This window comes from Pseudomonas sp. D3, from assembly GCF_029320995.1.
Classification (GTDB): domain Bacteria; phylum Pseudomonadota; class Gammaproteobacteria; order Pseudomonadales; family Pseudomonadaceae; genus Aquipseudomonas; species Aquipseudomonas paraveronii.
The window spans coordinates 1,022,574-1,043,780 of record NZ_CP119772.1; the positions used below are offsets into that span (position 1 = coordinate 1,022,574).

At 59.0% G+C, this 21,207-nt stretch carries 21 protein-coding genes and 1 tRNA gene; 11 read left to right on the forward strand and 11 right to left on the reverse strand.

Going from position 1 to position 21,207, the window contains the following annotated elements:
* Window positions 1–98 precede the first annotated feature (98 nt).
* Together P3S72_RS04380 and P3S72_RS04385 are read left to right on the forward strand one after the other, a co-directional pair.
* Window positions 99–785 (forward strand): hypothetical protein, encoded by a 687-nt coding sequence (locus P3S72_RS04380; protein ID WP_276196396.1) that lies wholly within the window; start codon window positions 99–101, stop codon window positions 783–785.
* A gap of 111 nt (window positions 786–896) precedes the next feature.
* Window positions 897–2,059, forward strand: a protein-coding gene (locus P3S72_RS04385; RefSeq protein WP_276196397.1) for an IS3 family transposase whose coding sequence is annotated in 2 segments (ribosomal slippage) — window positions 897–1,149 and window positions 1,149–2,059 — 1,164 coding nt in all. Because the reading frame shifts where the segments join, the coding sequence is not laid out codon by codon here.
* 80 nt (window positions 2,060–2,139) lie between these two features.
* On the opposite strand, the gene P3S72_RS04390 is transcribed toward P3S72_RS04385, so the two are convergent.
* The 10 genes from P3S72_RS04390 to P3S72_RS04435 all read right to left on the reverse strand — a co-directional run bounded on the left by P3S72_RS04390 (window position 2,140) and on the right by P3S72_RS04435 (window position 10,753).
* Window positions 2,140–2,982 (reverse strand): chromosome segregation protein SMC, encoded by an 843-nt coding sequence (locus tag P3S72_RS04390; protein ID WP_276196398.1) that lies wholly within the window; start codon window positions 2,980–2,982, stop codon window positions 2,140–2,142.
* A gap of 95 nt (window positions 2,983–3,077) precedes the next feature.
* Window positions 3,078–5,966 carry a DUF927 domain-containing protein gene (locus P3S72_RS04395; RefSeq protein ID WP_276196399.1) on the reverse strand — a complete coding sequence of 963 codons (2,889 nt, stop codon included), beginning with the start codon at window positions 5,964–5,966 and terminating at the stop codon, window positions 3,078–3,080.
* Window positions 5,963–6,235 (reverse strand): DUF3077 domain-containing protein, encoded by a 273-nt coding sequence (locus P3S72_RS04400; protein WP_276196400.1) that lies wholly within the window; start codon window positions 6,233–6,235, stop codon window positions 5,963–5,965. The genes P3S72_RS04395 and P3S72_RS04400 overlap by 4 nt, the downstream gene beginning before the upstream one ends.
* Entirely contained in the window at window positions 6,232–6,516 is a 285-nt protein-coding gene (locus P3S72_RS04405; RefSeq protein ID WP_017846196.1) for a hypothetical protein, read from the reverse strand. Before P3S72_RS04405 ends, P3S72_RS04400 begins: the two co-directional genes overlap by 4 nt.
* 494 nt (window positions 6,517–7,010) lie before the next feature.
* The gene (locus tag P3S72_RS04410) at window positions 7,011–7,352 is read right to left on the reverse strand and encodes a hypothetical protein (protein ID WP_276196401.1); all 342 of its coding nucleotides are present in this window, start codon (window positions 7,350–7,352) and stop codon (window positions 7,011–7,013) included.
* On the reverse strand, window positions 7,349–7,603 hold the full coding sequence (locus tag P3S72_RS04415) for an AlpA family phage regulatory protein (RefSeq protein WP_026078127.1): 255 nt from the start codon (window positions 7,601–7,603) through the stop codon (window positions 7,349–7,351). Before P3S72_RS04415 ends, P3S72_RS04410 begins: the two co-directional genes overlap by 4 nt.
* An 82-nt stretch (window positions 7,604–7,685) precedes the next feature.
* Window positions 7,686–8,630, reverse strand: a complete 945-nt coding sequence (locus P3S72_RS04420; protein ID WP_276196402.1) for a hypothetical protein — start codon at window positions 8,628–8,630, stop codon at window positions 7,686–7,688.
* 246 nt (window positions 8,631–8,876) lie between these two features.
* Window positions 8,877–10,118: a tyrosine-type recombinase/integrase gene (locus tag P3S72_RS04425; protein ID WP_276196403.1), complete on the reverse strand. Its 1,242-nt coding sequence runs from the start codon at window positions 10,116–10,118 to the stop codon at window positions 8,877–8,879.
* Between the two features lie 166 nt (window positions 10,119–10,284).
* Window positions 10,285–10,361, reverse strand: a tRNA-Met gene (locus tag P3S72_RS04430).
* 152 nt (window positions 10,362–10,513) lie between these two features.
* Window positions 10,514–10,753, reverse strand: coding sequence for a hypothetical protein (locus P3S72_RS04435; protein WP_247405696.1), 240 nt, complete (start codon window positions 10,751–10,753; stop codon window positions 10,514–10,516).
* Between the two features lie 409 nt (window positions 10,754–11,162).
* Between P3S72_RS04435 and P3S72_RS04440 the strand changes: the two genes are divergently transcribed.
* Window positions 11,163–12,359 (forward strand): MFS transporter, encoded by a 1,197-nt coding sequence (locus P3S72_RS04440; protein ID WP_276196404.1) that lies wholly within the window; start codon window positions 11,163–11,165, stop codon window positions 12,357–12,359.
* Between the two features lie 50 nt (window positions 12,360–12,409).
* On the opposite strand, the gene P3S72_RS04445 is transcribed toward P3S72_RS04440, so the two are convergent.
* A complete protein-coding gene (locus tag P3S72_RS04445) occupies window positions 12,410–12,961 on the reverse strand; it encodes a sigma-70 family RNA polymerase sigma factor (RefSeq protein WP_253393287.1) in 552 nt (183 codons plus the stop codon).
* A gap of 263 nt (window positions 12,962–13,224) precedes the next feature.
* On the opposite strand from P3S72_RS04445, the gene sctW reads away from it, so the two are divergent.
* The 8 genes from sctW to sctR are packed head-to-tail and all read left to right on the forward strand — an operon-like array spanning window position 13,225 to window position 21,204.
* Window positions 13,225–14,289: a type III secretion system gatekeeper subunit SctW gene (sctW, locus tag P3S72_RS04450; protein ID WP_276196405.1), complete on the forward strand. Its 1,065-nt coding sequence runs from the start codon at window positions 13,225–13,227 to the stop codon at window positions 14,287–14,289.
* Complete coding sequence (gene sctV, locus P3S72_RS04455; protein WP_276196406.1) at window positions 14,286–16,379, forward strand: type III secretion system export apparatus subunit SctV; 2,094 nt, start codon at window positions 14,286–14,288, stop codon at window positions 16,377–16,379. Before sctW ends, sctV begins: the two co-directional genes overlap by 4 nt.
* A 37-nt stretch (window positions 16,380–16,416) precedes the next feature.
* A complete protein-coding gene (locus P3S72_RS04460; RefSeq protein ID WP_276196407.1) occupies window positions 16,417–17,319 on the forward strand; it encodes an FHA domain-containing protein in 903 nt (300 codons plus the stop codon).
* A complete protein-coding gene (locus P3S72_RS04465) occupies window positions 17,316–18,674 on the forward strand; it encodes a FliI/YscN family ATPase (RefSeq protein ID WP_276196408.1) in 1,359 nt (452 codons plus the stop codon). Before P3S72_RS04460 ends, P3S72_RS04465 begins: the two co-directional genes overlap by 4 nt.
* Window positions 18,661–19,089 (forward strand): YscO family type III secretion system apparatus protein, encoded by a 429-nt coding sequence (locus tag P3S72_RS04470; protein WP_247408400.1) that lies wholly within the window; start codon window positions 18,661–18,663, stop codon window positions 19,087–19,089. Before P3S72_RS04465 ends, P3S72_RS04470 begins: the two co-directional genes overlap by 14 nt.
* Window positions 19,086–19,544 carry a type III secretion system HrpP C-terminal domain-containing protein gene (locus P3S72_RS04475; protein ID WP_276196409.1) on the forward strand — a complete coding sequence of 153 codons (459 nt, stop codon included), beginning with the start codon at window positions 19,086–19,088 and terminating at the stop codon, window positions 19,542–19,544. The genes P3S72_RS04470 and P3S72_RS04475 overlap by 4 nt, the downstream gene beginning before the upstream one ends.
* Window positions 19,541–20,554, forward strand: coding sequence for a FliM/FliN family flagellar motor switch protein (locus tag P3S72_RS04480; protein ID WP_276196410.1), 1,014 nt, complete (start codon window positions 19,541–19,543; stop codon window positions 20,552–20,554). The genes P3S72_RS04475 and P3S72_RS04480 overlap by 4 nt, the downstream gene beginning before the upstream one ends.
* A complete protein-coding gene (sctR, locus tag P3S72_RS04485) occupies window positions 20,551–21,204 on the forward strand; it encodes a type III secretion system export apparatus subunit SctR (protein ID WP_276196411.1) in 654 nt (217 codons plus the stop codon). Before P3S72_RS04480 ends, sctR begins: the two co-directional genes overlap by 4 nt.
* Window positions 21,205–21,207 lie beyond the last annotated feature (3 nt).

Here is a 21,207-nt window from a genome sequence, read left to right on the forward strand (position 1 = left end):
GGATCCCTTTGAGCAAGAAATGTTTTGCGATAGAGTCGGCGTTGTTTTTTTCTTCTGCGTCGCCAATATATAGTTGAATTTTTTAGGATGCCCTTCTGATGGCAAGAGTAGTGACAAAAGATGACTGCTTGGCAGAGATAAAAAGATTCTTTAAGTGTTATATTGCCTACTGTCAAAGCCCATACCCGGACGCCGTGAGAGAAGTTCTTGCATCAACTTATAGCATAAATGATAAGTTAAGGAAGGCTGGGTTTCCCAATTTTTTCGACAGCGATGAGTTTCTAGCTATTAAAGCTATACGCAATTACGCAATTCACCAAGCCGAAATACATAACAATGCTAGGGCCTTGCCACTGGTATCCAATGTCCCTGTAAAAGCTGATCTTAGTATACTTTGCTTGATACCTCAGGATGTAATTGAGTCGATTTTTGAAAGTACAAATCAAGAGGGAAGAAGCGCCATTGAAAAATCATGTGTCTCTTACAAAAGCTATGTAGATATATATCCTTGCATTTTCAATTTTGGAGTTCAGCTTTTTCTATATACTGAGACAAATAACCTAGCAGTTAGCACTGACGAGTATCTTGTATTTCAGAAGTCTATTGAGTTTGAGAGAAAACATAACTATCCGCATCATGTGAAAGGTGGTTTTAAATTGCCTTATGGAGGTGATGTCAATGAGTTTATTGAGAGTTGTCTCCACTCTATAGAAAAAAGAAACGAATTGCAGAGCTCGCTGTACTCAGAGGAAGATGGAATGTTAACTTTTAAGGGCCGCAGCTAAATTTTGTATTGCCCCTGATTTTCTGTAAGCTCAGACCCGCTCCCTTATGTAGTGGTCTAATGAAACCGGACACCCATTTAGGCGAGAATGCTCGCCAGAACGAGGTGTCAGATGACCAAACAACGCCGTACCTTTTCCCCTGAATTCAAACGCGAGGCTGCCGACCTCGTTCTCAAGCAGGATTACAGCTTCATTGAGGCCAGCCGCTCGCTTGGTGTCGGGGAGTCGGCTTTGCGCCGATGGGTCGACCAGGTGCAACAAGAACGCACGGGCGTCACCCCGCAGAGCAAAGCGCTGACCCCGGAGCAGCAGAAAATCCAAGAGCTGGAAGCCCGAATTGCTCGCCTTGAGCGGGAAAAATCGATCTTAAAAAAGGCTACCGCGCTCTTGATGTCGGAAGATCTCGAGCGTTCGCGCTGATTGACCAGTTGAGCATTCACGAGCCGGTTGATTGGCTGTGCATGGTGTTTGAAGTGACCCGCTCGTGCTACTACGCTCGGCGTCTCAGGCGCCGCACACCGGATGTAGAACGCCTTCGATTGCGCAGTCGGGTGAACGAGTTGTTCACCCAAGGCCGCAGTGCTCCCGGTAGCCGTAGCATCATGGCCATGATGCAGGACGACGGCGAGCAGATCGGGCGATTCAAAGTGCGCAGCCTGATGCGCGAGCTGGAGTTGGTCAGCAAACAACCGGGATCGCATGCTTACAAAAAGGCGACGGTCGAGCGGCCCGACATTCCTAATATTTTGAACCGGGAGTTTGATGTGCCCACTCCTGACCACGTCTGGTGTGGCGATATCACTTACATCTGGGCTCAAGGGAAATGGCAGTATCTGGCGGTTGTGCTAGATCTTTTTGCCCGCCGTGTTGTGGGCTGGGCGTTGTCGGGAAAGCCGGATGCGGACTTGGTCATCAAGGCCTTGGACATGGCTTACGAGCAGCGAGGGAAGCCTCAAGGTCTGCTGTTCCACTCCGACCAGGGCTCGCAATATGGAAGCCGGAGTTTTCGTCAGCGCCTTTGGCGATATCGCATGCGTCAGAGCATGAGCCGGCGAGGAAATTGTTGGGATAACGCGCCGATGGAGCGGGTGTTCAGGAGCCTGAAAACCGAGTGGATACCGGCCATGGGCTACACGACCGTCCAACAAGCTCAGCGGGATATCAGCCATTTTTTGATGCACCGATACAACTGGATTCGACCGCACCAATTTAATGGTGGGCTGCCACCGGCTCAGGCCGAGAAAAAACTTAGCGTCGTGTCCGGGATTAGTTGACCACTACATTTATTCATGGTTAGACCAATGGTAGGCCCGAAGCAGCCGACCCTCGCCGGTTGCTTCGGGGAAGGTTTAATTTAAGCGGCCAACAGATCAATCAGGCTGTGTTGGCGAGAGCGATCTGCGAGTTCTTTCCAGTTCCAGCTTCCAAAGCGTTCGCCCTGTTCAGGGATTTCTAGCTTCATTAGTGCAACCGGGTCCCGACTAATAAGGTTGCGTGCAGCCCACAGCTTGCCGCCGGTCTCCAGCAGTGCTTTCGCGGCCTCGTTCCACTTTTCTTCCAGCACGGTGTTCGCGAGATGCGCTGCATTGTTCTCGATCTTGGCGCGTTCTTTTTGTGCTTCTGTGATGTGCAGATCAATCGTCACCAGCTCCTGCTCCAGCGCGGTGACGAGCAGTTGTTGGCGGCGGTGATGCTCAACCGCAGCCGTGAGGTTTTTTGCGGCCTTTTGAGCTTCGGCGTTGGCTGCTTTCTCGCCCTCTACATCGCCCCAAGCGACAGCCTGTGCATAAGCGGTGGCTGCGTCCGTTTCAGCTTGTCGAGCTTTTGCCATGTCTTCCTGATCGCTCTGGCGGACCTGCTGCAACCGTGTCTCAATGCTGTTGCGCTTTTCGTTGAGTTCCATCTCGTCGGCTTTCCAGGTCGCCATGGCGCTGATGTAGCCCGCAGCCAAGCTTTCACGGTTCGCCAGTGCCTCAAGGCGATCTATCTTTTGATTCAGGAGGTGGATTTCAAGCTCCCGCGAGTCGATGCGTCTTTTGTGATCGTTGATTTCATCCTGCACAGCCTTTTGTCGGCGCTGCTGGATCACCTCAGGGCTATCTAGTGCTACTTCCAAAGGCGCGAGATCGCGCTGAATGCTTTCCATTTCGAGGGTCATTTTGTCGCGGCGGTCTTTCAGTTCTTGGATAGTGTTCATCTGTATTGTCTCTTGGCATTGCGGTTTATAAGGATGGTTGAACGGCTGGCGAGGCCGGGAATGAGCCGGCGCTACCTCGATCAGCAGGCATGCCGTCAGGCGGCCTTGGCCTCGCTTTCATCCGTTCCTGGAACGGTCTTCACCACATAGCAGCGCTGGGGCCCCAGCCCGGGCAGGCGAATCAAGCTGTACGCCTTGCCATCGCTTCCCGGTTCAAGCACGCCCCGTTGCAGCAGCTCCTTGTTCACCGCACTGATGTTCATGCCTTTGAAGATTTCGGCCCTCCAGGCTTCAGGCAGCACGTAGTAGGTGTTGGTGGTGTGCAGGGCGTCGCCCATCCCATGTTCCATCGTCTTGCGAAAGCCCAACCGGTCAATCGTGCGTGGCCCGTGCTCATCGATCTTGGCGGCGGCAGACTCCCAACGTGTGAAGCGGCTTTCTCCAAAGCGCTCGATGACCTGGTGCAGTCGAGCCACAATCGCATCCCCCTCAAAGTTACCGGCGCCGCCGCGTTCGGCTAGCCACGCATGCAGACACACCCGTGCGGCAGTCGTGGCTGTGCCGTCCGGCCAGCCAGTGACGCCGAAGGCGGTGGCCAACTCACCGGCCGCTGCTGCGAGCCCGAAACGAAGTGCGGCACGCTGTGCCTGACCACTGGCCGAGGCGGGCAAGTTTTGGGTGATGAACTGTTCAACCGTGCGGCGCACTATCACCGACCATCTGAGCATTTCTCCAGGCGCACACAGCGCGTTCAGGAAGGCCGTGAGGGGCGTGCCGTAGTATTTGGCTACACGGGCCTTGAGCGCATCGGAAAGGGCGGCGGCGTCTTCAAAACCGTTCAGCACGTCGAACATGCCGAGGCCTTTGCTGGCATCCGCAGGCACGGCGAGCATGCGCACCTCCATACCGGCTTTCAGCTCCTTGTTGGCATCCGCCATGTGCTGCGCCAACGTCTTCTCGCCGGTCGAGAGAAACAGCAAACGCCACTCCTGCACCTGTCGGCCCGCTTGACCTCGATCATTCGCCCGGGCCTTGCCGGTGCCGTTGCCGAGCATGTAGACCGTCTCGCCGATAATGCGCGGGTCGCACATGCCGATTTCATCCAGCACCAGGAGGCCGTCTGAGTGCGCAGCGGCGATGGACTCCAAGGCGTTATCTGTCGATCGCCACGAACGCACCAGACGCGGTCCGCCATAAACCGAGGCAGCGACCTGCAAGTGGGTAGTCTTGCCCCCGGAACTGTCGCCGTAGAGATGGAAGCCGCCCGACTCATGCCCGAGCAGGTTGAGCAGAGGCCCTGCAAAGGCCACAGAGACGACAAACGCCAAGCGATTGTTACCAACGCACAGCGCGCCGATTTGCTGCTGCCACTGCTCCAGAGAGCCCGCCTCGCTGATCGGGGGCAACTGCGCACCGGCCTCATAAAAATGCAGGTGTTCGGCGTGCGAGCCAATCTGTTGTTCGGGCAATAGAAACGCCTTGTCGTGCCAGCCCAAGCGCGTTACTAAGCGTGCGCGCTGGGCGCTATCGAAGCCGCCGAGGTAACTCTGCAGGTCGTTGCGTGCGTTACGTCCAGATCGGCTTCCCGCGAGGCGCAGGCCCATGTCTACCAGGGGACCGAGTACATCCTTGCCGAAGTCGCCAGTCATGGTTCGGGCCGGAATATTCCAGCGCTTTTTGGCGCCGTCCGGGTCGTCGAACTCGACCAACAAACCCCAGTTGTGGCCCTTGTCGTCGCGAGTGCGGGCGATGATTTCGAGAGGCGAACACACAGGACGCGCCTCGCCATCATCGCCGGAATAAAACACCCCTTCAGACGTCAGGCGAAAGCCGCCCGGCAATAGGTCATTTTTCGATTTCGCGGGGCGTTTGGCGGGCGCCTTGGACGCCTGTTCTTGAGGTTCAGTTGGCTCAGCGGCACTGCCGAAAAACTCACCGCTACGCACCAGCTCGGCTACGTGCCCAGCGGTCCAGCCTTTGGCTAATGCGTCTGCTGCATCGTCGCCGTCAGCCCATTTTCCACCTTTGACGAGTGTCTGCTTTCCGCCTTTGCTGCTGGGCTTGAGCTTGAACACGTCGAGCGAGATTCGTTGCACTGAAGCGGCGCCCAGCTCAATTAACTTGAGTTCGATGGCGTCCATGCAGGCCTTGCCGCTCACATCGTTATCCGGCCACAGCACCACCGTGCGCCCGTTTAGTGGTGCCAGGTCAGCCTTGTGCCAAGAGTTGGAGCCGTTTGGCCAGCAGGTGGCTACGTGTTCCGGCATCAGTTGAGCTGCGGCGTCAGCAGCCTTCTCGCCTTCACACAACACCACTGGCGCATCGGCGCGCTGTGCCAGCTCATCCAGGCGCAGCAATGGCCGAGGCTCCGGCAACCCTTGCCAGCGCCATTGTGTAGTTTGCCCATCGGAGCGCTTGCACCAGGTCAACGGCGCAAAGACTTTTCGCGGCTTGCCGTCTTCATCGGGACGCAGGTCGAAGCGATACAACGCCATGACTGGTTGGCCCGGCACATCGCGATAGATCCACACCTTGGACGGGGCGCCGTGTTGTCGGTGCTTGGCAGGGCACTTGTTCATGGCCTCGACTGGGATCGGTTGAATCGCGATCCACTCAGGCACTGCGCTTTTCGTCGGTGTGCTTTTGGTGGTTGCAGATCCTGCGGAAACGCTGAGCAGATCTGCCAGCTTTTTACAGGCATCAACGTCCGTGCCGCCGTCGATGTAACGCACCAGGTCGATCAGATCGCCGCCCTTATCGCCGGTGGCAAAATCCGCCCAGGTGCCTTTGCTCAAATTGACCTTGAGTGAGCCTGCGCGCTTGTCCGTGCGAGTCGGATTCGGGGCTGTGTATTCCTTGCCGCCGTCGACACGTTTGCCGTTTGGCAGCCAGTGAGCAAGCACACGGTCGATGTTCTTCAGGGCACCACTTTTTACGTCGGCAAAGCTCGGACGTTTTGGGATGTTTCCGGTGCGCTGAGTCATGGTGTGGTCCTCGACTCAAGCAATGCCTCATTCACGTCGTCGATTAGCGCCTTTGCCATTTCTCCGAGGTAAAACGCAGGCCAACTAAAACGCTCGCCCGCATCGCTGATGGCAGCGTCGAGGATCAGTTGATTGGCGTGGTGCAGAATCTGGGAGACGGCTTCAAGTGCGTCCTCCAGCGGGATACCGGGATTCACCCGAAATAGGTTTTGGCCGTTACCGTTGGCAGGGGAAAACTCGGAGCGTCCACGCGTGCTGGAGTGGGTCACAGCGCACCGCCTTTCTGGCCCATCGGCACAGATGAGGCATCACCGTACATGGTGAGTGTTTTGATCAAGCCCAAGGTGCCACGCACGTCCCAAATAACGGACGACAGCACGCGGTTGGAAAGCAGAGGTTTATCGCCGTCTAAGTGATCTTCCAACAGCATGAGAACTGAATCGGCACGGTCGAGCGCACAGGTGATGGCGTCGATAGGCAGACCGGCTTCGGCGTCTTGACTGACGCAGAGCAGATCCTCGGGCAGTGCAAAGCCTGGGAGCATGCTCATTGAGCACCTCCCACGGCTTCCAGGGCGCGAGCCTTGGACATATGGGCGTTGTATCGGGAGAGACGTGTAGCGAGGCTGGAGTTGGCGTGTAAAGCGGCGAGAGCCATAGCTCGGTGAGCGGCGGCGCGAATTTTGGACGGATTGGTGGCGTGCATTGGGCGAAACTCCTTTGTCTGGGGAGCTGCCACGGTTCGCCGTCAAACGAATTAGGGTGGCAGCTGTACGCAGGTTGACGGACCGGGGACAAAGGAACCCGGCATACCCGAAGGTATCCCGCGCACAGCCGCCATAAACAGGATGTGCAGGCACAAAAAAAGCGCCTGCAATCGTGATGGGGGCGCCTGTGCGCCAATGTCTGAACGGGCCGTCAAACCCGGTCGCTGATTTTGCAGCGACGACCAGAGAGTAACGCCCGCTTTTTGAAAGTGCAACTATGCGGATCACTTGCGAATTTTTTCGGTGGGGGATAAATTGATCAGGCATGTAGATTTACCTCAACGCCTCCGGTTGCCGCCGGGGGCGTTTTCGTTTCGGGCATGGACGTCCCAGCGCAGGGAGACAAAGGGCAAGAGGTCGCCTTCGAGGCAGGCGCGTGCATCCTCATAGGCGTCGATTTGTTGGCCTTCGTCGACGATGATTGCTTGGGGGGCTTGGCAGGGAACTGACAATGCGCACCAGATGCCATCTGCCCATCGCATCACCATCACATCCCGGTTAAGGCGTTTTTGCTCTGTGCGGTGGCGTTCAAAACGCTGCATACCTCGTGATGAGAAACCGACTTTTCTAAGTACAGAAAAGGGCTGCAAGATGGCCGTGTGGGCAACACGATTTTTCATGCTGCCACCTGATCGCGGGCAGCGATTCGTGCGCGTGTCCATGCCTGAACTTCCCCCAATACCCACGCAACCGGAGCGCTTCGGGCATTGCTGTTACTCAGCTTTACCGGCAACGGGAATCCGCTTTCAGGTTGACGCATCAGCTTGTAGATAGTCGGGCGTGCGAGCCCTACGATTGAAATGACCTCGGGCATGCGGATGAGGGTCATGGAGGGGTCGTGTGAGGGAATTGCTTTTAATACGGTAGTCATAGCGAGCTAACCCTTTGTTAATTGAGACAACGGGTCATACGCTACGCAGGGGAACGGGAGTGGACTGTGTCCGCTCCCTTTTTTATTTCAGAGGTCTAAGCTTCAGAGCTTCGAGGTGGCGTCGAATGGTCTTTTCCGTGCCGTGAACCTCCTGGTTGAAAAGGAGATTGGTCAGTTCAGCATCGGTCAGACTTCGCATTTCAATTTTCCGACCGTTAATGATTTGCTCAGCAGCAGCCTTGATTTTTGCTCGTCTATCCAATGTGTCAGTCTGTATTTTTGAGCTGGGATCTCGGTTCCCCTTCCCAGCTTCCTGGCCCCTTCTCGTCGCTTTTGTCGAAAAAGCGTCGTCGAGAATTCGATGCATCAGGCTTGATGTGTTGAAGCCTTTTTGAAACACATCCATCTGCTCAACTTGGCGATAAAGACTCGCCATCAACAGCGCCTGATTCGCCTCTCCTAGCAACGTAGCAAATTCTTCTCGTGCTCTGATTTCGTTTCCGCTACTGCGGTCCCGCTCTTTTTCAATCAGGGCAAGGTACTGGCGGGGTGAGTTTTGCCTCAGTTGCTCTATTAAATCTGCATCAATGTCGTAGGTCGCCAGTTCAAGGTCGAACAGCCAATTTGCGAGCGTCTCAACGGCCTGCGTTCCAAGTACCAGGGCAAAGGTCGCCGCGAGCTGTGAGTCTGCTGCAGTATGGCTGACCCTAAGGCACTCTCGAATCGCGCTTGGCAAAGAGCCTGCTTCCGCAGAGTCGGTATGGTCATAGATGGCATCACGTAGGTGATAAAGGGTTCGTGTGACCGACTCTGCACATGGTGAGTAGGAGCCATCTTCAAGCCAGAACGACGTGGCAGTGTTGATCAGATCGAAGGCATCTTTGAAGTGGTTGTTGAATTGCGGAAACAGCGCAAGACTGCGAACGGCTGCCTCGACGTCGTCCTGATCCCACACCAGGCACGTTACTTCGAAGCCTGCGATTTCGAGTTCGAGCTCTTCTGCCCCGATGCCCCGCTCAAAGTCCATTTAGATCTCCCCGCCGCCCCGAAGCCGGTAGGCTGTTACAGCGATTTGCGGATGGAAACGCCGATGCCAGCAGGGTTGCGGGTGTGGCCGTTCTGTAACACGACTTCTTCATGTAACACGTGGTGCTCTGAAGTTCTTCAGTTCGTGTAACGCGTAATATATTCAATAAAAACAATAGGTTGTAGGTTGGCGTAACGCGCGTAACACCAGTAACACCATTTTTTAAGGGGTATAGGGCCGTGTGCTTCACACGGCCTTCCCAAATTGACCTTGCACTACATTGCCGGCCTCTAGGGAATCAAGATGATCGGCGTACCACTGCATCATCTTTGTGCGTTGCTCTAGGTACTGGGCTTTGTTGTAAATCCCCCGAACACCTTGTGCCTTATGACTGAGTTGGGCCTCGATATGGTCAGCAGGATAGCCATGCTCGTTGAGGATTGTGCTGGCGATGTGGCGGAAGCCATGACCTGTCTGGCGACCTTCGTAACCAAGACGCCGGAGCGCCATAAGGAAAACGGTATCGCTTCGGGGTTTGGTGCGGTCGCTTCTACCTGGGAACAGGAGCGCGTAGGCCCCGGTAAGCTGGCGGAGCTCCAATAGTGCTTCTACAGCTTGAGTGCATAGTGGCACCAGGTGCTCACGACCTTTCTTACGACCCTTGCGCTCGACTGGAACGGTCCACAGCTTCTTGTCGAAATCGAACTCCACCCAATGTGCCTCTCGGAGTTCGCTGGGGCGTACAGCCATCAGGGTTAACAGTTGTAGGCCAAGCTGAACATCTTTGGCGTGGGGGTAGGAGCGTATCGCTCGGAGTAACCCTGGAAGCTCATCTGGGGAGACGTGGGCGTAGTTCTCTGCCTTTCCCGAGGACAGAAATTTATGCACCCCCTCCAAAGGGTTGTTGACGGCTCTGCCCGTCACGCGCGCCAGGTCATAAATATCTTTGCAGTAAGCCCTCACACGGCTCATCTGTTCCAGAATCCCCTGACGCTCAAGCCCTCTCAAAAGCTCCATCCACTCCATCGACATGATAGAGGTGTAGGGGCGTTTACCGAGCGAGGGGAATACATGGCGTTCGAGTGCGCCAAGTATCCTTTTGGCCGTACCAGCATCCCAGCCGCTCAGGCGAGATGTGTGCCACTCCCTTGCCAGTGCTTCAAAGGTGTCGTTGGCCGCATCGATCTCGGCGGCTTGGCGAGCTTTCTTGGAGGTGATTGGGTTCTTACCTTCCGATGCGTCAGCGCGTAGATCAGCTGCTTTCTGCCGAGCGAAAGCGCCGCCCACTTCCGGGTAGCCACCAAGACCAAGCCATGACCATTTGCCGTCTGGCTTCTTGTAGCGTAACTCCCAAGACTTTTGGCCGTTTGGCTTGACCCTGAAATACAGCCCTGAGCTGTCTAGTTCGCGGTATGCCCCGGCCTCAGGCTCCAGGCTGGAAAGTGTAGTGTCAGCGAGAGGGCGCCGCTTGATATCTGTGCGTTTCATCCTTGTATGCCTTCAGTTCAATTATTTATGAAGCATACACGTGGGCATACACGGTGGGGAAGGATAGGGGTAGACAGAGGTGGACAGCCAGAAACAAGAAAGCCCGCACGAGGCGGGCTTCTTGAGGTGATTCATAGACTGCTGTAGACGTCTATGGATCGGTACTTGGTGGCTACACAGGGACTTGAACCCCGGACCCCAGCATTATGAATGCTATGCTCTAACCAACTGAGCTATGTAGCCAAGTGGCGCGCATTATTCGCGGAGAACGACAAAGCGTCAAGCGTTTTTATTGAATTTTTATCTACGCTTTCAACTGTTTAACGAAAAGCCCTGGCTGGGCCGACGGGTGGCGGGGGATTTGCAGGTCTCCCGCAGTTGATCGGCGTTGACGGTCAGGACGTGCGGGGCATGCAGTCGATGGAGCGGTCGACCACGGTTTTGGCCATTTCCAGCAGGTGCCACACGGCGTGGATTTTGGCGCGGTCGTGGGGTGGCAGGTGGTCGCCGCAGTCCAGCACGGTCGCCGAGGCGCTGTGGATCAGGTGGGCGATGTAGAGCTGGGCGTCTTCGAAGCTGAGGTGTTCGTTGACGGCGAGGCAGTCGATGGGCGGATCGGGGAGTGCTTTGGTCATGGTGTAGCTCCTATTGAACGAGAGAGCGGCCACCTACGCTGCTAAACGAGGGGTGGCAGCTGTACGCGGGTTAGCAGACCGGTCAATAGGAAAACCAGCGCGCCCGAAGGCGCCCCACGCACAGCCACCATAAGCGGAGACATGAACCATGCGTCTATTGAAACGGGCTGCTAAACCCGATCACTGATTCCAGTGACGGATCGAAGACTAGCCAGCGGTTTCCACAGGCACAAGGCGCCGGGGATTGTCTAGGAAACATCCTTCAAATTAAAGCGATCCACCCTGCTGGCCTTTTACAAAGCATGACCGCAACGTCGTTAGCTCCCTAACGGGATAGCCTTGCCGCGTGTAAAAGTGGCACATTGTCGCACCTGCACCTGTGCATTCCCCCGTTGTACGGAACCCTCTTATGGCTCTTGGCAATTCCCCCGCCGCCGGGCAAACCAGCCCGCTGGTCATGCGGATCATCGGCGCGGTGGCGCTGGCGCATTTGATCAATGACTTGATCCAGTCAGTACTGCCCTCGATCTATCCGATGCTCAAGGCCAGCTATGGCCTGACGTTCACCCAGGTCGGGCTGATTACCCTGACGTTCCAGCTCACCGCCTCGCTGTTGCAGCCGTGGGTGGGTTATTACACCGATCGGCATCCCCAGCCGTTTCTGTTGCCGTGCGGGATGGTCTGCACCCTGGTGGGGATTGTGATGATGTCCCAGGTCGGCAGCTTCGCGCTGATTTTGCTGGCGGCGGCGTTGATCGGGATTGGTTCGTCGACCTTTCACCCGGAGGCGTCCCGCGTGGCGCGGCTGGCGTCGGGCGGGCGTTATGGCCTGGCACAGTCGACGTTCCAGGTCGGCGGCAACGCGGGCTCGGCGTTCGGCCCGTTGCTGGCGGCGGCGATCATCATTCCGTTCGGCCAGGGCAATGTGGCCTGGTTCGGTCTGTTCGCGATCTTTGCGCTGGTGGTGCTGTATGCGATCAGCCGTTGGTATCGCACGCACTTGAGCCTGTTCACGCTCAAGGCCGGCCAGGCGGCGACGCATGGGCTGTCGAAGCAACGCGTGATGGCGGCCCTGGTGGTGCTGGGGCTGCTGGTGTTTTCCAAGTACTTCTACATGGCGAGCATCACCAGTTACTTCACGTTTTACCTGATCGAGAAGTTCGACCTGTCGGTGGCCAGCTCGCAGTTGCACCTGTTCCTGTTCCTCGGCGCGGTGGCGGCGGGGACGTTCTTTGGCGGGCCGATTGGCGACCGGATCGGGCGTAAGGCGGTGATCTGGTTTTCGATCCTCGGCGCGGCGCCGTTCACCTTATTGATGCCCCATGTGGACCTGTTCTGGACCAGCGTGCTCAGCGTGATTATCGGCTTCGTACTGGCCTCGGCCTTCTCGGCGATTGTGGTGTACGCGCAGGAGTTGGTGCCGGGCAATGTGGGGATGATCGCCGGGGTGTTCTTCGGGCTGATGTTCGGTTTTGGCGGGATCGGTGCGGCGCTGCTGGGGCACCTGGCGGATAGTCGCGGCATCGAGTACGTGTACCGGCTATGCGCGTTCTTGCCGCTGTTCGGGCTGCTGGCGATCTTGCTGCCGCGCACGAAAAAGGCTTGATACTGTTGGGCAGATATCCCTCTCGCCCAACGGTTGCCAGCGAGGCTGGACTACGGTTGTAACGGGGTGCGCGTGGCGCGCTTTAGGTGTTCGCGCGCCCGTGACAGGCGTGAGCGCACGGTGCCGATCGGGATGTCGAGGGCGTCGGCGGTGTCCTGATAGCTGCCGTCGGTTTCCAGCGAGGCGTACAGCGTTTTGCGCATCTCGGTGGGCAGGTCCTTGATGGCGACCAGGGTTTTTTCCAGGCGGCGGTTGACCTCGAACTCCCAATCCAGATTCTGGCTGTCTTCCTGGCCGTGCCACAGCGCCTCATCGAATTCGCAATGCACCGGTTTGGCATACATGCGCCGGAAGTGGTTGCGGATCAGGTTCTGCGCAATGCCGCACATCCAGGTGCTAAGGGTTGCCTGGCCGCTAAAGCGCTCCCTGTTGCGCCAGGCCTCCAGGTACGTCAACTGCAGAATATCGTCCGCATCTTCCGGGTTGAGTACGCGCTTGTGTATGAAGCGCCGGAGCTTCTTTTGCTGATCGTCCGTCAGGTGGAGCATGAATTGAGGCGAGCCGCCAACAAGGTGAGCTAAAGCACCAATAGGGATATCCATGATTTTTTCCTCAGGGTGGACGCGATCGAAATGGTTTCGATGGGAACCCCTTTAGCACCGGCTGTGCCAAACAGAAAAAATTCACAACGTGTTGATTTATATAAATAAATATTTTTTGCTTGGAGGGTTTTGTGCGGTTTTTTGCAAAAGCCTGGGTAGGGTTGTGCCGGTAATTTCAAAACCGCGCATAGAGGAAATTTGTTGGAACCGTAAAGCCTGCGTTTGCCACATAGGGACACAAACTCTACGTCCTGGCCCGCCCCATGAAAGTCGAATCGCTCAACGATGTGCAACTGATCCAACGCGTGGAACAACCGCGCGTCAGCGCTGGCCAAGCAGCGGCTGCGGCGACAGGGCTCGACGACATCGCCCAGATTTTCAATCAGGAAGTTGCGCTTAACAGCCAGGCGTTGAACCGCCGCGCGATGGGGGTGGCCGTGCCTGCCGTCGAGCAGCTCGCGCGGATCTACGATCAATTGGGCCACCCGGCCCAGGAGACCATGGCGTCAATGGCGCGCCGGGTGCGTTCACAACTGATGCACAAAGTCAGCGCGGACAAGTTGCTGGCGCTGACCGGCGGCGACCCGGCGCGCGCATTCGTGGTGCTCAAGCATGTGGCGGCGCAAGCGCAGGCCGAAGTGCGCGTTAGCGAAGAGGCCTTGGCGCAAGAGGCGATTGATCGGTTGCGGGTGCGCTTCAAGGGGGAAATCCAGGCCGGCCTGAACATTGCCTTTGCGCTGGAGCAGGCCGCTGGCAATCCGCAAGAGCGCCAGGCCGTGCGTTCGCTGTATTACGCCAGTGTGGTCACGCGCCAATCCTTGGCAACGATGATGCAATCGTTGCTGGGCCTGTTCGGCGGTGACCGCTTCGCTGACGGCCTCAATGTGATGCGCCGGGCCCTGGCTGATGACATCGCCGCGCATTCGCCCTCGGTGCCCACGGCGCAGTTGCGCACGTTGCTGCTGGGGCTGCAAAGCTGCGCTCAGTTGGGCGGGGCGTTAGCCAATTGCCAGGCATTGCTGCAACGCCTGAGCACCGATGAGGACTCAGTGAGCCTGTTGCAGCGCCTGCTGGGGTACACCGCCACGGGTGTCGATTCGGGCGAGGTATTGCGCCTGGCCGAAGACCTCGGTGGCGAGCTGGCGGCCGGCCAACTGGTGTCCCTCAACGGCCTGTACCCGGTGATCCAGCGCCTGCCTCAGAGCTTGTGGCGTGACAGCCGCGGGCGTCAGGAGGCCCTGCACAAATTCTTGTTGGTGATGGACGAGTTCGCACGGGTGGAGCGGGGCAACGCCCACATTGCCAGCGAATTGAGGGGGAGCGCATGAAGGCGCTGGCGACCATCAACGCTGTGCTGCTCAAGTTGGCGCGGCGTGCCGAAGTATTGGGCGCGGTGGTGGTCATGGCCATTGTGTTTATCTTTATCGTGCCGTTGCCGACCTGGCTGGTGGATATTCTGATTGCGCTGAATATCTGTATTTCCTGCCTGTTGATCGTGCTGGCGCTGTATTTGCCCGGGCCGTTGGCGTTCTCTTCCTTCCCCTCGATTTTGCTGCTGACCACCATGTTTCGTCTGGCGCTGTCGATTGCCACCACGCGTTTGATTTTGTTGGAGCAGGACGCGGGCGACATCGTGGAAGCGTTCGGCAACTTCGTGGTGGGCGGTAACCTGGCGGTGGGGCTGGTGATTTTCATGATCCTGACGCTCGTCAACTTCCTGGTGATTACCAAGGGCTCGGAGCGGGTGGCCGAAGTGGCGGCGCGTTTCAGCCTCGACGCGATGCCGGGCAAGCAGATGTCCATCGACAGCGACCTGCGTGCCGGTTTGATCGACGGCGGCCAGGCGCGTGACAAGCGTGAGCAGTTGGGCCGCGAGAGCCAGTTGTTCGGCGCAATGGACGGCGCGATGAAGTTCGTTAAAGGCGATGCGATTGCCGGGCTGGTCATTGTGGTGATCAACCTATTGGGCGGTTTTTCCACCGGGATGTTCCAGCACGGCATGAGCGCTGGCGACTCGATGGCGTTGTATTCGGTGCTGACCATCGGTGACGGCCTGATTGCGCAAATTCCCGCGCTGCTGATCTCGCTGACCGCCGGCATGATCATCACCCGTGCGGCGCCGGATGGGCGCAAGGGTGCCAGTAACATGGGCGCGGAAATTGCCCGGCAGATGACCAGCGAACCCAAGAGCTGGATGATCGCGTCGGTGGGCATGCTGGCTTTTGCCGCCTTGCCAGGCATGCCTACGTTGGTCTTCATCCTCATTTCGATGATGACGGGCGGCCTCGGTTATTACCTGGCGCGTCAACGCCAGCGCGAACAAGAGCCGCCAGCGGAAGCCACCGATGTGGTTCGCCCTGAAGACAACGGCGACGAAGATTTACGCGGGTTCGATCCGTCGCGTCCCTACCTGTTGCAGTTTTCGCCGGTTCTGCAAGGTTCGCCCGAGGTCACGGAACTCATCCACGGGATTCGCCAGGCGCGCAATGCGATGGTCGCCAACATCGGCCTGACGCTGCCACCGTTCGAGGTCGAACTCGTCGCCTCGCTGGCCGACGATGAGATGCGTTTTTGCGTCCACGAAGTGCCGATGATCAAGGCGTCGGTGGTCATGCTGGTGGCGGTGGAACGCAAGGCGCTGGCGGACGAGCCGGCCCACGCGGTGCAGGGGTTGCCCGAGCGCGACGAGCAGGACTGGCTGTGGCTGCCGCCCGACGATCCGCTGCTGGATGACCCGCAGTTGGAACGCTTCAGCGCAACCAGCCTGATCATCGACCGCATGAAGCAGGCCATGATGCTCAGCGGCCCGCAGTTTCTTGGGATTCAGGAGAGCAAGGCGATCCTCGGCTGGCTTGAGCACAACCAGCCGGAGCTGGTGCAGGAGCTGCAGCGGATCATGCCGCTGTCGCGCTTCTCGGCGGTGCTGCAGCGCCTCGCGGGTGAAGGTGTGCCGTTACGTGCCGTGCGCCTGATTGTCGAGTCGTTGATCGAGTACGGTCAGCATGAACGTGAGCCGGACGCCTTGGCGGACTACGCGCGCATTGCGCTTAAATCGCAGATTTTCCACCAGTACAGCGAGGCGGACGGCCTGCATGCCTGGCTGTTGTCGCCGCAGACCGAAAACGTGCTGCGCGAGGCGCTGCGCCAGACCCAGACCGGGGTGTTCTTCGCCCTCGACAACGACAGCAGCGCTTCGTTGGTCAACCTGCTTAACCAAGCGTTTTCCGTGCGGCCCAAAAGCAAGAGCGTGATGTTGGTGGCCCAGGACCTGCGCAGTCCCTTGCGCACGTTGCTGATTGAAGAGTTCAGCCATGTACCGGTGCTGTCGTTTGGTGAGCTGGGGAGCGCCTCCAAGGTCAAGGTGCTGGGGCGCTTTGACCTGGGCCAGGACGAGCTGATGCGAGGAGCGGCGGCATGAGCGCAACCTGCATACCCGCGCCAGGGAGGACATGCTGATGTTTGAGCTGCGCGTGCTGGAAGGTTTGAATCAGGGCGCTGCGTTGCCGTTGTTTGGCGAGCAGTGGAGCCTGGGTTGCCACGCTGACGCGGATCTGCTGCTGACCGACGCGGGAGTGGTCGAGCATCACGCGTGGCTGCGGCTGATCGACGGGTTCTGGTCGGTGCAGGCTGAAGCTGGGCTGTTGCAAAGCAGCAGCGGGCAGGCGCTGGCACAGATTGCCGACCTGGCGCTCAATACGCCGTTTTCGCTGGGCAGCATTCGCCTGTGCGTCGCCTTGGTCGATCAGCCTTGGCCCCGGGCGGCAGCCCCGCAGGCACCCGCGGCAGCCGAGCCGCGCCGCGAGGTGCCGGCAACGCTGGTGTTGTCGGCCATCCCGCCGTTTCAGCAGAAGCGCCTGATCAGTCTGGTGCTGGCGTGCGCGGTCATCATCGTGGCGGTCGGCATGGCGTCCACCGGCGAGCATGAGGCCCAGGCATCGCTGATGCCCGTCGTGCCGCAAAAGCCTGACCTTGCCTCGCCGTTCGAGGTGCGCCAGCAGTTGCTCAAGATGCTCGGCGAGCGCGAGCTTGACCATCGGATCAGCTTGCAGGTGATCAATGGGCAGATCGCCCTCAATGGCGATGTGTCCCAGGAGGAGGTGGAGCTCGTCGCGCGCATGCTCAGCCGTTTTGGTGAGCAGTTCGATACCGCCGTGCCGGTGATCAGCCGTGTGCGGGTACGTGACAACGTCCTGCCGTTCAAGATTTTGCAGATCGTCGGCGGGCCGAGCGGCCATGTGGTGCTGGAACACGGCGATCGCTTGTTCGTCGGCGATGAAGTGGATGGCCTGCGGTTGGTGCTGATCGACAACAGCAAGGTGGTGTTCGACGGCACGCAACGCTTTGAGGTGCACTGGTGAGCGGCACGGTGCAGGAGCGTCTCGACGCGTGGCAATTGATTCAGTCCCAGGGGCTGGCCCGTTTTGCGCCGGTGTCGATGCGCGGTCGTATCCAGCGCGTCAACGGCATGCTGCTGCAATGCCGGCTGCCCCAGGCGCGTATCGGCGATCTGTGCCAGGTCGAAAAAAATCCCGGTGATTACATGCTGGCCGAAATCATCGGGTTTGATCAGCAGGATGCGGTGCTCAGTGCCCTGGGCAATCTGGAGGGCGTGCGCGTCGGCGCCGCAGTGGAGCGCCTGGGTGTGCCGCACCGGGTGCGGGTCAGTGATGAACTGTTGGGCCAGGTGCTGGATGGTTTTGGTCGCCCGATCGCAGGCGAGGGGCCCAGTGCGTTCGTCGAGGCGGATACGCCCGACGCGACCGCGGTGTTGTGCGAGGCGCCATTGCCCACGGAGCGCCCGCGCATCAGCCGCGCGTTGGCCACTGGCGTGCGCTCGATCGATGGCCTGCTGACGTTGGGCGAGGGCCAGCGCGTCGGGCTGTTTGCCGGCGCCGGTTGCGGCAAAACCACCTTGTTGGCCGAGATCGCCCGTAACGTGGAGTGCGATGTGATTGTGTTCGGCTTGATCGGTGAGCGGGGACGGGAATTGCGTGAATTCCTCGACCACGAACTGGATGATCAATTGCGTGCCAAGGCCGTGTTGGTGTGCGCCACGTCCGACCGCTCCAGCATGGAACGTGCGCGGGCCGCGTTCACGGCGACCGCACTGGCCGAAGGTTTCCGGCGCAAGGGCAAGCGCGTGTTGTTGCTGATCGACTCCTTGACCCGTTTCGCCAGGGCCCAGCGCGAAATCGGCCTGGCCGCCGGCGAACCCTTGGGCCGTGGTGGTTTGCCGCCCTCGGTGTACAGCTTGTTGCCGCGCTTGGTGGAGCGCGCCGGGTTAACGCGCGAAGGCGTGATCACCGCGATCTACACCGTGCTGATCGAGCAGGACTCGATGAGCGATCCGGTGGCCGATGAAGTTCGTTCGCTGCTCGACGGCCATATCGTGCTGTCCCGCAAGCTGGCCGAGCGCGGCCACTACCCGGCGGTGGATGTGTTGGCGAGCCTTTCGCGAATTTTGAGCAACGTTGCCGAGCCTGGGCACATCCAGGCCGGTACGGCGTTGCGTCGCCTGTTGTCGGCTTACCAGCAGATCGAGCTGATGCTCAAGTTGGGCGAGTACCAGCCCGGTAACGATGAGCTGACCGATCTGGCCGTGGACAGCCGCCAGGCGGTGGATGGTTTCTTGCGCCAGGACTTGCGTGAGCCCTCGCCGATCGCCACGACCCTGGATCACTTGATGGAGCTGACTGCCTATGTCCCTTTCTGAAGTCTTGTCGGGTGAAATCGACACCTTGCGGCGTTTGCGTCGCTACCGCGCAGACCGCGCCGAACGTGCGCTGCGCGAGGCCAAGCGAGCACAGCAAGCACTGGTCGCGCATATCCAGCAGGCCCAGGCGACGCTTGAGCAAACGCGCCTGGAAGAGGCCCGACAATGCGCGCAACTGCTGAGTGAACACCAGGGGCAGGTGGTGACCTTCAAGGCGCTGAAAACCTGGAGCGCCAAGGAGCACGACTTGTCGGCCGGCACCCGCCGCGAAGAAAGCCAGTTGAAGGACCTGCAAGGGCAGCGCGAAGAGCAGGCGGCGCAGGTCGGCAGTGCGCAAAAACAGGTGACGTTGTGCCTGCGCCAGGTGGAAAAAATCCAAGAACTCTCCCATTTACTGACGCAGGAACCGCTATGAACCACGTTTCCGTCATCCCGCCTGAACGCCTGAACCTGCGTGAGTTTCGGCTAGATCGTGTACCGGTGATCGACGCCGTGGTGCCGTGGGAGGACCGGCGACTGTTTGCCCAGTTGTTGAATGATGACAGCCACGACGCGGGCCAATGGCCGTCCCTGGCCGGAATCAAGGCTTCAGGCGATATCTCCCTGGTCGATGCGTTGAGCGAGCGATTGGTTTCGCGGATTGACGGCGCTTCGCAGTGGCCGCTGACGGCGGTCTTGTACTTGCCGCACCTGGGGCGGATTGACAGCCGCATCGGTCGAGAGCAGGGCGTCTGGACGATTGAATTGCAGGCGGAGCGCGAGAGCACGACACGCTGGCTCAGCGGGGTACGGCAGCAGTCTGAGCAAAGGCTTGCCGAGAGCCTGGCGCGGCCGGTCAGCCTGCGCTTAACCCACACGGCGCCGGCATGATGATGCCCGCTCTGGCGTTGCCCACGGTCAAGGGCGATGTGGCGGCGGCCCGGCAGCGCTTGGGGCGTGGATTGCGTATGCCGTATCAGGTTGGCGAGCTGCGTGGCGAGTTACGGCTGGAGCCCGGCACTGCCCCCGTGGGCATCCAGCCGCTGTGTTTCGAAACCGCCTGCGGCGTATTGGGGTTCAGTGAGCCGGGGCCGCAATTCAGCTTGCTGGGCGAATGCCCGGTGACGTTGGCGCAGGCGGGCAACGATCCGGACTCCTGGTTCTGGGCCTTGTTTCAGCATCATTTGAGCGCCCAGGTGCGGGCGCTGTTGGGGCATCTGCGGCTACTGCCCTCTGCGCGGCCTTTGAACTTCGGTTGCCGGCTGTGCGTGACGCTCGGCGCGTCCCACGTCGTGGGCTATTTGTGGCTGTCGGCGCAGAGCTTTCTGGCGTTGTGCGAGGCGGGGGCATGGCGCCGCATGGCCAGCCCGATGCCGGCGCGTTTTCAGTTGGCGCTGCCCGTGACGATCGGGCGCCTGCGCGTTCCCCTCAGCCAATTGCGCGGCCTGCGGGCCGGCGACGTGCTGGTGTTCGAGCAAGCGTTTTTCCAAGCCCATGGCGAGGGTCATGTGCAGGTCGGCGGCCACCGTCTGTGTGTGTTTATTGATGATGAATCTGGGCCTATCTGCCTGACCCTTACTTCGATCGAGGAAGCGCCTTTGGAAGAGGATTTTGCAACACCGCCCTACTCGGGGCATGAAGACGACACGCCGGTGATGGATGTCTTTGGGCATGAGCCGTTCGATGAGCTGAGCATGGCGCTCAATGTGCGATGTGGCACGCTCAACCTGACCCTCGGCGAGCTGCGCAACCTGGCGCCCGGCGCGGTGCTGGGCATTTCCGGGTATGCGCCGGGCATGGCCGGGTTGTATTACGGCGACCGCCCGCTGGGCGTGGGGCAATTGGTGGAAGTGGACGGGCGCTTGGGGTTGCAGATGTCTCGTGTGATCTTTTCCCGATGAGTTTTCAAGGGATAGACCCGATTGTTCTGGCCATGTTCGTGGGCGCATTGTCGTTGATGCCCATGCTGTTGATCGTCTGCACCGCGTTCTTGAAGATCGTGATTGTGCTGATGATCACCCGCAACGCGATCGGTGTGCAGCAGGTGCCGCCGAGCATGGCCATCAACGGCATCGCGTTGGCGGCGACCCTGTTCATCATGGCGCCCGTGGGGTATGAGATCGCGGAGGTCGTCAAGGTAACGCCCCTGGACTTGAGCAACGTGAGCATGCTTCAACAGACCGGGCTTGAAGCGGTGCAGCCGTTGCGGGCTTTTATGGTCCGTAACAGTGACCCGGACATCCTCACCCACCTGCTGGAAAACACCGCGCGCATGTGGCCGCCGGCCATGGCGCAGGAGGTCCAGCGTGAAGACCTGATCCTGCTGGTCCCGGCGTATGTGCTGTCGCAGTTGCAGGCGGGGTTCGAGATCGGGTTCCTGATCTACATCCCCTTTATCGTGATTGACCTGATTGTCTCCAACCTGCTGCTGGCGCTGGGTATGCAAATGGTCTCGCCCATGACCATTTCGCTGCCGCTCAAATTACTGCTGTTTGTGATGGTGTCCGGCTGGTCGCGGCTACTGGACAGCCTGTTCCTTTCCTATCTCTGAGCT